Source organism: Pseudomonadota bacterium (genome assembly GCA_013285445.1).
Classification (GTDB): Bacteria; Pseudomonadota; Gammaproteobacteria; order Xanthomonadales; family Wenzhouxiangellaceae; genus Wenzhouxiangella.
Genome location: CP053448.1, coordinates 1,196,507 through 1,210,112 on the forward strand (window position 1 = coordinate 1,196,507; position 13,606 = coordinate 1,210,112).

12 protein-coding genes are annotated in these 13,606 nt (G+C 64.4%); all 12 read left to right on the top strand.

The annotated features are described in order from the left end of the window. Positions 1-151 precede the first annotated feature (151 nt). Entirely contained in the window at positions 152-1,219 is a 1,068-nt protein-coding gene (serC, locus tag HND55_05435; GenBank protein ID QKK02148.1) for a 3-phosphoserine/phosphohydroxythreonine transaminase, read from the top strand. Further along, positions 1,164-2,354 (top strand): prephenate dehydratase, encoded by a 1,191-nt coding sequence (gene pheA / locus HND55_05440; protein ID QKK02149.1) that lies wholly within the window; start codon positions 1,164-1,166, stop codon positions 2,352-2,354. Before serC ends, pheA begins: the two co-directional genes overlap by 56 nt. Next, the gene (locus HND55_05445) at positions 2,351-3,472 is read left to right on the top strand and encodes a histidinol-phosphate transaminase (protein QKK02150.1); all 1,122 of its coding nucleotides are present in this window, start codon (positions 2,351-2,353) and stop codon (positions 3,470-3,472) included. Before pheA ends, HND55_05445 begins: the two co-directional genes overlap by 4 nt. Before the next feature lie 14 nt (positions 3,473-3,486). Beyond that, positions 3,487-4,755 carry a 3-phosphoshikimate 1-carboxyvinyltransferase gene (gene aroA, locus HND55_05450; GenBank protein QKK04005.1) on the top strand — a complete coding sequence of 423 codons (1,269 nt, stop codon included), beginning with the start codon at positions 3,487-3,489 and terminating at the stop codon, positions 4,753-4,755. Between the two features lie 523 nt (positions 4,756-5,278). Next, a complete protein-coding gene (locus tag HND55_05455; protein QKK02151.1) occupies positions 5,279-5,974 on the top strand; it encodes a (d)CMP kinase in 696 nt (231 codons plus the stop codon). Positions 5,975-6,063: 89 nt separating this feature from the next. Further along, on the top strand, positions 6,064-7,791 hold the full coding sequence (rpsA, locus tag HND55_05460) for a 30S ribosomal protein S1 (GenBank protein QKK02152.1): 1,728 nt from the start codon (positions 6,064-6,066) through the stop codon (positions 7,789-7,791). A gap of 68 nt (positions 7,792-7,859) precedes the next feature. Continuing rightward, complete coding sequence (locus tag HND55_05465) at positions 7,860-8,150, top strand: integration host factor subunit beta (GenBank protein ID QKK02153.1); 291 nt, start codon at positions 7,860-7,862, stop codon at positions 8,148-8,150. A 6-nt stretch (positions 8,151-8,156) separates the two neighbouring features. Continuing rightward, entirely contained in the window at positions 8,157-8,429 is a 273-nt protein-coding gene (locus HND55_05470) for a LapA family protein (protein QKK02154.1), read from the top strand. After that, positions 8,422-9,591: a lipopolysaccharide assembly protein LapB gene (lapB, locus tag HND55_05475; GenBank protein QKK02155.1), complete on the top strand. Its 1,170-nt coding sequence runs from the start codon at positions 8,422-8,424 to the stop codon at positions 9,589-9,591. Before HND55_05470 ends, lapB begins: the two co-directional genes overlap by 8 nt. Then, positions 9,588-10,625, top strand: coding sequence for a glycosyltransferase family 4 protein (locus HND55_05480; protein ID QKK02156.1), 1,038 nt, complete (start codon positions 9,588-9,590; stop codon positions 10,623-10,625). The genes lapB and HND55_05480 overlap by 4 nt, the downstream gene beginning before the upstream one ends. Positions 10,626-10,693: 68 nt before the next feature. Beyond that, positions 10,694-12,529 carry a polysaccharide biosynthesis protein gene (locus HND55_05485; protein ID QKK04006.1) on the top strand — a complete coding sequence of 612 codons (1,836 nt, stop codon included), beginning with the start codon at positions 10,694-10,696 and terminating at the stop codon, positions 12,527-12,529. 55 nt (positions 12,530-12,584) lie between these two features. After that, complete coding sequence (locus tag HND55_05490; protein ID QKK02157.1) at positions 12,585-13,568, top strand: enterochelin esterase; 984 nt, start codon at positions 12,585-12,587, stop codon at positions 13,566-13,568. The last annotated feature ends 38 nt before the right edge of the window (positions 13,569-13,606 follow it).

Consider the following 13,606-nt stretch of genomic DNA (forward strand, 5'->3'; position numbering starts at 1 on the left):
CGGGTTCCGGTTTCCGGCGTGCCTCCGCAATCGACGTTCAGGCTCTCCACTGTTTCCCATGGTCTGAGCGCCCATGGTTTCGCTCATGTCGGATCGAGGCCCGCCCGGAACCCGTAAACCGTAAGCCGTAAACCGTAAACCGTAAACCGAAATGCCAATCCACAACTTCTCCGCCGGCCCCGCCATGCTCCCGACCGAGGTGCGCGAGCGCCTGGCCGAGGCGCTGGCGCCGTCGCCCGACGGGGCTCCCTCGATTGCCGAAGTCTCGCATCGCGGTCCGCGCTTCACCGCGGTGGCCGAGGAGCTGCACCAGCGCCTGCGCGACCTGACCGGCATCGGCGAGGAGCACGCCGTGCTGCTGCTGCACGGCGGGGCGAATTGCCAGTTCGCGCAGCTGCCGATGAACCTGGCTGCCGATCGTACCGCCGCCTTCCTGATCTCCGGTCACTGGAGCAAGAAGGCCCTGGCCGAGGCTGAACGCGTCACGCGGACACAGGTGGTCGGCAGCAGCGAGGAGAGCGGGTTTACCGACCTGCCCGAAATGGGGCATCTGCCGGGTGACTGTGCCTACCTGCACTACACCGGCAACGAAACCATCCACGGCCTGCAGTTCCAGCAGCCGCCCCGGGTTGGTGTGCCGCTGGCCGCTGACCTGTCCTCGGAGTTCCTGTCGCGGCCGTATCCCTATCGGGACATCGCCGTTGGCTATGCGGGCGCTCAGAAGAACCTCGGCATTGCAGGGCTGACCGTGGTGCTCGTGCGACGCGACCTGCTTGAGCACGTGCCCGACACGCTGCCCCGTTTCATGGACTACCGCACCTGGGCGCATGACCTGAGTCTTTACAACACGCCGGCCAGCCTGGCCTGGTACACGGCTCTGGAGGTGCTTCGCTGGATCGAGAGAGCCGGTGGCCTGGAAGTCATCTCCGAGCGCAACCAGCGAAAGGCCGGCACGCTCTACCGCGCCATCGATGACTCGGACTTCTGGCACAACCCGGTGGCCGTCGACGGCCGATCAGTCATGAACGTGCCGTTCTGGCCGCCAGACGAGGCTCTGGTTTCTGTGTTTGTCGGCGAAGCCGAGGCAGCCGGGCTGCAGGGACTCAAGGGGCATCGGGCGCTCGGCGGACTGCGCGCCAGCCTGTACAATGCCCAGTCCATGGATGCTGTGGAGACCCTGGTTGACTTCATGCACACCTTCGAACGGCGGCGCGGCTGACGCGGATCTCGATCAGATCCGGCATCGCATCGACGGCCTCGATGCACACATTCAGGCGCTGATTGCCGAGCGCGCCCAACTGGCTCGTCAGGTCCGTTCGATCAAGGGCGATCTGGCCGACCCGGCGGCCTACTACCGGCCCGATCGCGAAGCGCAGGTGCTGCGCAGGGTCATCGAGCGTAACCGCGGGCCACTGAGCGATACCATGATGCTGGCGCTGTTTCGGGAGATCATGTCGGCCTGTCTGGCCCAGCAGGAGCCGCTCAGGGTGGCCTACCTGGGACCCGAAGGCACGTTTACCCAGCAGGCCGTCTACCGCCAGTTCGGGCATTCGGTCAATGCGATCGCCCAGGCCGGAATCGAGGAAGTCTTCCAGCTGGTCCAGGGTGGAGAGGCCGATTTCGGCGTGGTGCCGATCGAAAACTCCTCGCAGGGCATCGTCACCCACACGCTTGACATGTTTCTGCACACCGAGGTCTGCATTGCCGCCGAGGTCGAGCTGCGCATCCACCAGCACCTGCTGACCCGGGCCCGGCGACTCGACGAGATCGAGCGCGTCTACGGGCATCAGCAATCACTGTCGCAGTGCAAGCGCTGGATCGACCGCCATCTGCGCCACGCCGAGCTGATGCCCGTTTCGAGCAACGCCGAGGCCGCCAGGCGGGTGCGTCATGCCCCGGACTCGGCGGCAATTGCCGGCCGCCATGCCGCCGAGGTCTATGGCCTGCCGGTGCTGTTTGCCAACATCGAGGACCATGTGGACAACACCACGCGTTTCTTGGTGCTGGGGCGCGAGCTGCTGCCCCCGTCCGGCGACGACAAGAGCACGCTGATGATTGCCGGACTCGATGGTCCCGGGGCGCTGTTCCGCCTGCTCGAACCACTCGCGCAGCACTGCATCAACATGACTCGTATCGAGTCAAGGCCCTCGCCACATGGCCGCTGGGAGTATGTCTTCTTCATCGATGTCGAGGCGCATGTCAGCGAGCCCGGCCTCAAGGATGCCCTGGCCGAGCTCGAGCAGGGCGGTGGCGAAGTCCGGGTACTCGGTTCCTATCCCCGGGCGATCGTCGCACGTCTGCCTGGCGAGACCGACGCACCGTCCGGCGAATCTGACCAGGAGGAATCATCATGAAAACATGCGACTACAGCGAACTGGCGGTCCCGGGCGTACGCGAATTGACGCCCTATACGCCCGGCAAGCCCCTGTCGGAACTTGAACGCGAGTACGGCATATCGGATTCGATCAAGCTGGCCTCGAACGAAAACCCGCTGGGCGTCAGCCCGAAGGCACTGGAAGCGATTCGCGGTGAACTCGACGCGCTATGGCTCTACCCGGACGCCAACGGCTACTATCTCAAGCAACGCCTGGCCGAGCGCCATGGCGTCGATCCGGCCGCAATCACGCTGGGCAACGGCTCCAACGAGGTGCTGGTCTTTCTCGCACAGGCCTTTTTGCGCCCCGGGCTGGAAGCGGTCTTTTCGCAGTACTGTTTTGCCGTCTATCCCATCGTCACCCAGATGGTCGGGGCGACAGCAAGAGTGGCGAAAGCGCTGCCGGACGATCATCCGATGCCGCTCGGGCACGATCTGCGCGCGCTCTACGAGCAGGTGGGGCCGGAGACCCGGATTGTTTTCATCGCCAATCCGAATAATCCGACTGGCACCTGGGTTGAGGGGCGCCGCCTGAAGGATTTTATCGGCGCCCTGCCGCCTGATGTGCTGTGTGTGGTCGACGAAGCCTATACCGAGTACGCGGAGTCCGACACGCTGGGTGATGCCTCGCGCTGGCTGGAGGAGTTCCCCAACCTGGTCGTGACGCGCACCTTCTCGAAGGCCTATGGCCTGGCCGGGCTGCGTATTGGCTATGCATTGAGCAACCCTGGGGTGGCCGACTTGCTCAACCGGGTACGTCCGACATTCAACGTGAATTCGCTTGGCCTGGTCGCAGCCCGCGCAGCGCTGGATGACGCCGAATTCATCACGCGCAGTCGCGCCACCAACCGGGCCGGTCTGTCTCAGTTGCGCGACGGTTTCGAGCAGCTCGGTCTGCGCGTCATTCCCTCGGCCGGCAATTTTCTGCTGGTCGGTTTTGACCGGCCTGGAATCGACTACAACGAGCCGCTCTTGCGCCGCGGGATCATCGTGAGGCCGGTGGGCAACTACGGTCTGGACGACTACCTGCGCGTTACCGTCGGTACCCCTGACCAGAACCGGCGATTGCTTGATGCGCTGGCCGACCTGTGCGTCTGATCGTGCAGCCGGCCATGGCGCCGCTGGCCGGTCGCTACCGTCCGCCCGGCGACAAGTCGGTGACTCATCGTGCCTTCCTGCTGGGCGGGTTGGCCGAAGGACGAACGCGAGTCGAGAGCGCGCTGGACTCGGCCGACACGCGTGCAACGCTGGCTGCAATGGCGGCCCTGGGCGCCGAAATCAGCCGTGAAGACGATGTCGTCATCATCGATGGCGGGCGCCTGCGCGTGCCTGATGCGCCGCTGGATCTGGGCAATTCCGGGACCGGCATGCGCCTTCTGTGCGGCGCGCTGGCCGGCTGCAGGCGGCTGCAGGGCGGCACCGTGCAACTGTTCGGCGACGCGTCCCTTTCGGCCCGGCCGATGGGGCGAATTATTGAACCCCTCGAGCGCATGGGCGCGCGGATCGACAGCCGCGCTGGCCGGTCGCCGCTGACCGTGGCGCCCGTATCGCTGTCCGGCCAGCGCCACGTGCTCAAGGTGGCCAGCGCTCAGGTCAAGTCGGCGCTGCTGCTGGCCGCCCTGCAAGCCGAGGGTGAAACCGTCGTCATCGAGCCGGGCCTGAGCCGCGATCATACCGAGCGCATGCTGCCCCTGTTCGGCGCCAGGCTGCACGATGCATGCCCGGGTATCGGCATTGCAGGTCCTCAGCCGCTCGTGGGCGCCGAGTGCAGGGTGCCCGGTGACCTCAGTTCGGCCGCATTCATACTGGCGGCGGCCAGTCTGGTACCGGGGTCTCGGGTTGACCTGGTCCAGGTCGGCCTCAATCCGACGCGTGACGGCGTGCTCAGGATCCTCGAGGGCATGGGTGCGTCGATCGTGGTAGGGTCTTCAGAAGCCATCGCCGAGCCGGTCGGTGAGCTGGTCGTTCAATCTGCAGAACTCGCGGGCATCGATATTGCCCCGGATATGGTGCCGCTGGCGATCGACGAGTTTCCGGTCGTCATGGCGCTGGCCGCCGCGGCGGATGGGCGCACCGTCATTCGAGGCGCCGCTGAGCTGCGGGTCAAGGAGTCGGATCGACTGGCGGTGATGAGTGAACAGCTCAGACGCCTGGGCGTTGTCGTGGACGAGCGGCCTGATGGTGCCGTCATCGAGGGCGGGCGGATTCGCGGCGGTGCGGTCGACTGCGCCGGCGATCATCGCATTGCCATGAGTCTGGCCGTGCTTGGCCTGGTCGCCGAGGCGCCGATCATCATCGACAATGCCGAGTGGATCGGGACGAGTTATCCGGGGTTTGTCGACGATATGAGGGCGCTCGGCGCGCACATGGAGTGGAGCTGAGCGGCGATCGAAATCGTCGCCGTGTTCTGGCCGGGACTCGACCGTCGCGGATGCGACCGCGACCAACAAATACGGTGGCGTGCCCGAATCACGGGCAGGTCGGGGCCGCGTCCCCGACGGACGAAGCTCGGGGCCCATCCCCGGCGAAGGATGCCGGTCGGGGCCGCGTCCCCGACGGACGAAGCTCGGGGCCCATCCCCGGCGAAGGATGTAGGTCGGGGCCGCGTCCCCGACGGACGAAGCTCGGGGCCCATCCCCGGCGAAGGATGCCGGTCGGGGCCGCGTCCCCGACGGACGAAGCTCGGGGCCCATCCCCGGCGAAGGATGTAGGTCGGGGCCGCGTCCCCGACGGACGAAGCTCGGGGCCCATCCCCGGCGAAGGATGCCGGTCGGGGCCGCGTCCCCGACGGACGAAGCTCGGGGCCCATCCCCGGCGAAGGATGTAGGTCGGGGCCGCGTCCCCGACGGACGAGGCTCGAGGCCCCATCCCCGACGGACGAAGCTGGAGAATCGAACCAGGCATATGACCGACGCACCAGACAACTCGGCCCCCGTCCTCACCATCGATGGTCCTTCCGGTGCCGGCAAGGGAGCGGTGTCGGCAAACGTCGCAGATCGGCTCGGCTGGCATGTGCTTGACTCCGGCGCGGTTTACCGGGCCGTGGCCCTGGCAGCCCTTGACGCGGGCGTGAATGCCGAAGACCAAACGGGCCTGGTGGCCTTGTGCGGCGATCTGCCGCTTGCCTTTCGGCCCGGACACGACGGGATCGAAGTGCTGCTTGCCGGCGAGTCTGTCGATGGACGGCTGCGCAGCGAGCCGGTCAGCCGCATGGCGTCTCGAGTCGCCGCACAGCCGGCAGTGCGACGCGCGCTGCTCGAGCTGCAGCGCGCTTTTCGGCGCCCGCCGGGACTGGTCGCTGACGGCCGCGATATGGGCAGCGTGGTGTTTCCGGACGCGCCGCTGAAGGTGTTTCTGGACGCCAGCGTCGAGGAACGCGCGCGTCGTCGATATAAACAGTTGAAACAAAAAGGAGAAAATGTTAAATTCTCCCGTCTTTTTCACGACCTTGAGGAGCGCGACCGCAGAGACCGTGAGCGATCGGTTTCGCCGACGCTTCCGGCCGACGATGCGGTTGTCGTTGATTCGACCGGACTGACGCTGGAAGCGGTGATTGATCGTGTGATCGGTCTGGTTGCAGATCGGCTCGGACCGTCTTGAAAATGGAGGATTGAGGTGCCGACACCCCGCGCGGGGTGTTCGGCGTTATTCACGAGCGCCCGGCAAAGCGGGTGCGGAAACCAGAGAGAATGCGGACCTTGAATGCACATGCCGCGCAGATCTTGCAGGATGAACCAAGCGCAATGACCGAATCTTTTGCAGAACTATTTGAACAGAGCCTGGCCGAGAAAGACCTTCGTCCCGGTGCGATCGTCACCGGCAAGGTGGTGGACATTCGTGACGATGCAGTCGTCGTCAACGCCGGGCTCAAGTCCGAGGGTATTGTCCCGATCCATCAGTTCCAGAAGCCCGACGGCGAGCTGGAAGTCGAAATCGGCGATGAAGTTGAAGTGGCACTCGACACGGTCGAGGACGGCTTTGGCGAGACGCGCCTGTCGCGTGAGAAGGCCAAGCGTTCACGGGTCTGGTCCAAGCTCGAGCAGGTCTACGAGAACGAAGACAACGTCATCGGCCAGATTTCCGGCAAGGTCAAGGGCGGATTCACCGTGAACATCGACGGCATTCGGGCGTTTCTGCCCGGTTCTCTGGTCGACGTTCGGCCGGTACGTGACCCCGCCTACCTCGAGGGCAAGGATCTCGAGTTCAAGATCATCAAGCTCGATCGCCGCCGCAACAACCTGGTGGTCAGCCGCCGCGCCGTGGTCGAACATGAGTACGCTGCCGAACGTGAAGACCTGATCGAGCGCCTGACCGAGGGCGCGGTCGTCAAGGGTGTTGTCAAGAACCTGACCGACTACGGCGCCTTTCTGGATCTCGGCGGTATCGACGGGCTTCTGCATATTACCGACATGGCCTGGAAACGCGTACGCCACCCCTCCGAGGTGGTCGAAGTCGGCGACGAGCTGGAAGTTCGGGTGCTGCGCTTTGATCGCGAGCGCATGCGCGTCTCGCTGGGTCTCAAGCAGCTTGGCGATGATCCCTGGGAAGACATCGACCGCCGCTACCCCCCAACCTCGCGCTTGTTCGGCAAGGTCACCAATATCACCGATTACGGCTGCTTCGTCGAGATCGAGGACGGCGTCGAGGGCCTGGTTCACGTCTCCGAAATGGACTGGACCAACAAGAACGTCAACCCGGCCAAGATGGTGCATATCGGTCAGGAAGTCGAGGTCATGGTGCTCGACGTGGACGAGGAGCGACGCCGTATTTCTCTGGGCATGAAGCAGTGCACGCCCAATCCCTGGGAGGCCTTTGCCGCCACCCACAACAAGGGCGACAAAGTGTCGGGTGCGATCAAGTCGATTACCGACTTCGGTATTTTCATCGGTCTGGACGGTGGTATCGACGGCCTGGTCCACCTGTCCGACATCTCCTGGATGAGCCCGGGCGAGGACGCCATCCGCAACTACCGCAAGGGTGAAGAAGTCGAGGCCGTCGTACTCGCCGTCGATCCGGAGCGCGAGCGCATCTCACTGGGCATCAAGCAGCTCGAGCAGGATCCGTTCGCCACCTTCATGGCCGAACATCCGCGTGGTTCGATCGTCACGGGCACGGTCCGCTCGGTGGACGCCAGGGGTGCGGTAATTGATGTGGCCGAGGGTGTCGAGGGTTACATCAAGGCTTCGGATATCGCCAAGGAACGAGTTGACGATGCCACCAAGCATTTGTCGGAAGGCGATGAAGTCGAAGCCAAGTTCGTTGCGTTGGATCGCAAGACCCGCAACCTCACGCTGTCGATTCGTGCCAAGGATGACGACGAGTTGGCCGATGTGGTCGATCAGTACAAGCGCTCCGGGAGTTCGGGCAGCACGACGCTCGGGGATCTGCTCAAAGAGCAGCTGGAGAACAAGGACTGAACGACGATCAACCGCGGCCAGTGCCGCCGGGAGGCGGCACCGGGCCTGCGGATTGGGGACATTGCGCTATGACCAAATCCGAACTGATCGAGCGCCTGGCCAGTGAGCAAACTCACCTGAGTCAGGCTGATGTGGAGCTGGCGGTACGCTGCATTCTCGAACAGCTCAGTAACGCGCTGGCCGAAGGCAAGCGGGTCGAGATTCGCGGGTTTGGCAGTTTTTCGCTGCACTACCGCCCGCCTCGCATGGGCCGCAATCCACGCACCGGGGAAACCGTTGCGCTGCCCGGCAAGTACGTTCCCCATTTCAAGCCCGGAAAGGCCCTGCGGGAACGGGTCAACGAAGCGGTCTCGGGCTGAACTCACATGTTTCGCTGGATCTTGCTGCTGCTCTTTGTCGTCGCAGTTGCCGCGGGTCTGGCGGTCGGTGCGCTCAATCCCGATTCGGTGACCCTTGATCTGGCGGTTGCACGGATTGCGCTGCCGCTGGGCGCGCTGGTGCTGTGTGCGCTGGCGGTCGGGACGGTGTGCGGACTGGTGCTGGCCTGGCTGCTGTTTGTCATTCCGGGAAAACTGAAGGCGGCCCGACGGCGGAGAGCAGACAAGGAGTCGGCGCTGCCCGCCGATCCGAATGCTTGAACTGACGGTTCTGTTCTTGCTGCTGCCGGTGGCGGCCGCCACGGGCTGGTGGCTGGCGCGGCGCCAGAGCGCCGGACGCAGCCGCAGTCGGACCCACGCGCTGTCCAGCAACTATTTCCGCGGCCTGAATTACCTGCTCAACGAGCAGCCGGACAAGGCCATCGAGGTCTTCCTCAAGCTGGTCGACGTCAACCAGGACACCGTGGAGACCCATCTTGCGCTCGGCAATCTGTTTCGGCGGCGCGGCGAGATGGACAAGGCCATTCGCTTTCACAAGCACATCATTACCCGACCGGGCCTGACCGACGAGCAGAGGACACAGGCGCTGATGGAGCTCGGCCAGGACTACATGCAGGCCGGTCTGCTTGACCGCGCCGAGCGCCTGTTCAATGACCTGGTCGTCCATGACGAGCACGATGCCCGACCAGCACGCCTGCTGCTGGATATCTACCAGCAAGAAAAGGACTGGGAGCAGGCGATCGAGCAGGCGCGGCGGCTTCATCAGATCGACGCTGATGGCAGCGCCAGCCTGATCGCGCATTTGTACTGCGAGCAGGCCCGGCAGCGCATGGCCGATGGTGAGTCGGTCGATCAGGTTCTGCAGGCACTGCGCCAGGCTCGGCGCTACGATTCAGGCAGTGCGCGTGCGCGTCTGATCGAAGCCGAGCTCGACAAGCGCGAGCGGCGCTGGAGCGAGGCGGCATTGAACTACCGGGCCGCCTGCGAGCTGGATCCGGACTGCCTGGTCTTTGCGCTGGACGATCTGCTCGAGAGTCATCGGCTGGCCCGGCGTAAAGACCTGGAATCCTGGCTGGAAACGCTGGTCGAGCGGCGACCGATGACAACCAGCATTCTGGCGCTGGCCCGGATGAAAGCCGAGCACAGTCCGGAGCGGGCCGTTGAGTTTCTGCTCGATCATCTGTCCCGGCGGCCCACCGTACGGGGGCTGGAGTACCTCATCGAGCTGGTCTACAAGCAGGGAGTCAGCCTGGACCGCGTCGGCCCGGAGCTGATCCAGGATCTCATGCGGCGATTGATCGAGGGCCAGCCCCGTTTTCGCTGCCAGCACTGTGGCTTTAGCGGCAACGCTTGGCACTGGTTGTGTCCAAGCTGTCGGCGCTGGAACACGACGCGCGCGATTGCGGGAGTTCTTGGCGAGTGAATGCAAGCGTCGCCAGTGCACTCGGTGTCGGGCTGCTGGCGGCGGCGATCAGCGCAGCCTGCACACCGCCACTGCGTCGCTGGCTGGAACTTCGCCGCCTGCTGGATCAGCCCGGCTCGAGGCGAAGCCACCGCCGCCCGACACCGCGCGGCGGTGGGCTGGCCGTCATGGCTGCGCTTGCGCTGGTCATGCTGGTCTGGCCGATGGCTGCCATCAGCTGGTGGCCGGTCATGGCACTGGTCATGTCGATGGCCGTGCTCGGCTGGTTCGACGACTGTCATGACCTGGCACCGGGCTGGCGACTGCTCGTTCAGCTGCTGGTCATGACCGCCTTTGTCGGGCTGATCGGCGGCATCGAGGCCATCATCTTGCCGGGGGTTGGCCGGCTCGAACAGCCGTTGCTGTGGTCCGTGCTCGCTGTCGTTGCCGGCATCTGGATGATCAATCTGCACAATTTCATGGATGGATCCGACGGGCTGGCGGCCATGCAGGCGATATGGACGGGTCTGGTCATGGGCGTGCTGTTCTTGCGCGCGGAGCAGGTCGGCACGGCCCTGTTCGCCATCGCGCTGGCCGGAGCCTATGGCGGGTTTCTGGTCTGGAACCGCCCACCGGCGACGGTGTTCATGGGCGATGTTGGCTCTCTGCCGCTGGGTGCGGCCGTCGCCGGCCTGGCAGTGCTCGGAGCGGCGTCGGGTTCGGTCAGCGTGTGGCTGAGCGCGATGGTATCGGCGGTGTTTGTTGCCGATGCCACTGTCACCTTACTGTCGCGAGCCGTGCGGGGAGAGCGGTGGTATACTGCGCATCGGCAGCATGCCTATCAGCGGCTGATCGCCTCGGGGTGGAGCCACGGACAGGTGCTTGGGCTCTATGCGCTGGTCAATATTTGCGTCGTGCTGCCCTGTGTTGCGTTAGGCGCTGCTCGACCTCAGCTGCAGGCCATGCTGGCTGCTGGACTGACGGTCCTGATCGCCTTAGGGTGTATCGTCGTTCGGTCGGCTACAACAAACAAAAAGACCAAGGTAGAAGAGTGACTGATCAGCTTGAGAAACGAGGGACCGTTCTCAACTTGCGCGCTCTGGTCATCGCTCATGACCTGATCATGATCGCGGTGGCCTGGCTTGTAGCGCGGCTGGCTACCTTCTGGCTGCTTGAATCAGGGAATATTGATCTCAAGCAGCTGGCCATCGAGGTCAACCTGATTCTCATTCTCCAGGGATTCCTGCACTGGCGCGCCGGACTGTATCGCGGGGTCTGGCGGTTTGCCAGCCTGCCTGATCTTGGCAACCTGGTCCGCGCTGCCCTGCTCGCTGCCGTGTCGAGCGGCGTCGTGCTGGTGCTGATGGACGCCGTGCTGGAGCTGACCGTCCTGATGGTCTGGCTGTTCCCGGCGCTGCTGTTGTTCAACCTGGGCGTTCCGCGGCTGGTCTACCGGGTCTTCAAGGACATGCGCCTGGAAGTTCATCGTCGCCGGCACACGCATCGGACCGTGATCCTGGGGGCCGGTCGCTCGGGCCGGCTGTTGCTGCCCGAGCTGCGCCGTCGCGGCGGCTACGACATCGTCGGGTTTCTCGACGACAACAAGCGCTTGCGTCACACCGAGATCGAGGGCGTGCCGGTGCTTGGCGATATCGGCAGCCTGCCGAGGGTCGCGCGCGAGGCCGATATCGATATGGCGGTGATCGCCATTCCCTCCGCCACCAATTATCAGATGCAGCGCGTGGTCGAGGTTTGCGAACGTGCCGGCGTCGAGTTTCGCACCGTGCCCACGCTCAAGGAACTGGGCGCCAGCGTCACGCGCTTCGATGATCTCAAGCCGGTGGCGATCGATGACCTGCTTGGGCGCGAACCGGTGTCGCTGGACTGGGAGTCGATTCGTGCCGGGCTGGCCGGCAAGCGTGTTCTGGTCACCGGCGGCGGCGGTTCGATCGGTGCCGAGTTGTGTCGGCAGATCGCGCGCCTCAACCCGGCCGGGCTCGTAGTGCTCGACAACAGCGAATTCAACCTCTATCGGGTTGATTATCGGCTCAAGGGCGAGTTTCGCGACGTCATGATCGAAACCATCCTGGGCGATGTGTGCGATTCCGCCACCGTCGAGACGGTCATGAAACGCGCGCGTCCCGAGGTGGTTTTTCACGCCGCCGCCTACAAGCACCTGCCCATGCTGCAAAACCAGGTCCGCGAGGCGTTTCGCAACAATGTGCTGGGCACGCGCCGTCTGGCCGACGCTGCAGTGCGCTACGGTGTGGGCACCTTTGTGCTGATTTCCACCGACAAGGCGGTCAATCCCTGTAACGTGATGGGCGCGACCAAGCGCGTCGCCGAGCTGTACGTGCAGCATCTCAACCAGGCGGCCGATACGCGTTTCATCACCGTTCGCTTTGGCAACGTGCTCAATTCCACCGGGTCGGTCGTGCCGTTGTTCAACGAGCAGATCCGTCGCGGCGGTCCGGTCACGGTGACCCATCCCGAGATCACCCGCTATTTCATGACCATTGCCGAGGCCGGCCAGCTGATTCTCCAGGCCGGAGTTCTGGGGCAGGGTGGCGAGGTGTTCGTGCTCGATATGGGCGAACCCGTGCGCATCAGCTATCTTGCCGAGCAACTCATTCGCCTGGCCGGCAAGGAGCCCGGGCGCGATATCGAGATTGTCTATACCGGCCTGCGCCCCGGAGAGAAGCTGTTTGAGGAGCTCTTCCACGAGGACGAGAGCTACGCCAAGACTGCGCACGAGAAGATTTTCCTGTCGCGTGGTGCGACCCAGACCATTGCGCGGATCGACGAACGTCTCAAGCGTGCAGAAGCAGCCGTACTTCAGTACGACAACCAGGCACTGCGGCAACTGCTGTGCGAGCTGGTACCGGAACTGGGCAAGCTGCCCGGGCGCGAGCGCAAGGTGGTACCGATGAGCGAGTCACTGCCGCTGGCACGTGGTTGACGCGTCCGCTTCCAATCCCCCGCTGCGCCCGATCCCCCCGCGCTGCAGTGGCCGGGTGGCCCTGTTTTCCCATCAGGCCAGTCGGCTGGCAGGCAACCCGCTGGGCGATCCGGTCGCACGTCGCCACCCGGTTTACCTGCCGCCCGGCTATGATCAAGACCAGCGCCGTTACCCCGTTGTGTGGTGCCTGGCGCCCTATACCAACGCCGGCCCCGGTCAGGTAGCCTGGCGCAATCACGGTGAAAACGTTGCCCAGCGCATCGACCGTCTGATCGCGACCGGGCGCATGGCGCCGGTGATTGCCGTGTTTCCTGACTGCTACACGAGCCTTGGTGGTAACCAGTACGTCGACAGCCTGGCCATTGGCGACTATGCCAGCTATCTGGTCGATGAGCTGGTGCCTGCCGTCGACGCGGCATTTCGGACGTTGGCCGAGCCCGCGCATCGGGCCCTGTTCGGCAAGTCTTCCGGTGGATTTGGCGCGCTGCATCTGGCAATGACCCGGCCGGGTCACTTTGCCGGTATTGCCAGTCATGCGGCCGATTGCGGCTTCGAGCGTGTCTACCTGCGCGATTTTCCGCTGTGCTGCGGTGTGCTCGAGCGTTTTTACGGCGATCCGGCAGCATTCGTGCAGGCCTTCTGGCGGGAGAATCGCCCGCCGGGCAACTGGTTTCACGCATTGATGACCCTGTGCCTGGCGGCCAGCTACTCACCGCAGCCGGACGCGCCGCTTGGAATGGCGCTGCCGTTTGACCTGCGTACCTGCCGGCTCGACGAGACGGTCTGGGCGCGCTGGCTGGCCTTTGATCCACTCAACCGAGTGGCTGATGCTGCCGGGGATTTGCGGTCCCTCAAGGGTTTGTGGATCGACGCTGGCAATCGCGACCAGTATTTCATCCAGTACGGTACCCGGGAGCTGCACGACCGCCTGTCGGCGCTGGATATCGGACACCACTACGAGGAATTTGACGGCAGCCACTCGGGCATCGACTGGCGTCTGGATCATTCGCTGCCGTGGCTTGTCGAACGGATATACTGACCGGTGGATGACCACACGGACAGCTGCGGGCCCGTGCC

What these genes read in the sequence shown, in the direction of transcription:
- HND55_05485 (QKK04006.1), top strand. Translation starts at nt 10,694, where the DNA reads ATGATCGCGGTGGCCTGGCTTGTAGCGCGGCTGGCTACCTTCTGGCTG.
- HND55_05470 (QKK02154.1), top strand. Translation starts at nt 8,157, where the DNA reads ATGTTTCGCTGGATCTTGCTGCTGCTCTTTGTCGTCGCAGTTGCCGCG.
- HND55_05455 (QKK02151.1), top strand. Translation starts at nt 5,279, where the DNA reads ATGACCGACGCACCAGACAACTCGGCCCCCGTCCTCACCATCGATGGT.
- pheA (QKK02149.1), top strand. Translation starts at nt 1,164, where the DNA reads ATGCTGTGGAGACCCTGGTTGACTTCATGCACACCTTCGAACGGCGGC.
- HND55_05465 (QKK02153.1), top strand. Translation starts at nt 7,860, where the DNA reads ATGACCAAATCCGAACTGATCGAGCGCCTGGCCAGTGAGCAAACTCAC.
- serC (QKK02148.1), top strand. Translation starts at nt 152, where the DNA reads ATGCCAATCCACAACTTCTCCGCCGGCCCCGCCATGCTCCCGACCGAG.
- HND55_05445 (QKK02150.1), top strand. Translation starts at nt 2,351, where the DNA reads ATGAAAACATGCGACTACAGCGAACTGGCGGTCCCGGGCGTACGCGAA.
- lapB (QKK02155.1), top strand. Translation starts at nt 8,422, where the DNA reads ATGCTTGAACTGACGGTTCTGTTCTTGCTGCTGCCGGTGGCGGCCGCC.
- aroA (QKK04005.1), top strand. Translation starts at nt 3,487, where the DNA reads ATGGCGCCGCTGGCCGGTCGCTACCGTCCGCCCGGCGACAAGTCGGTG.
- rpsA (QKK02152.1), top strand. Translation starts at nt 6,064, where the DNA reads ATGCGGACCTTGAATGCACATGCCGCGCAGATCTTGCAGGATGAACCA.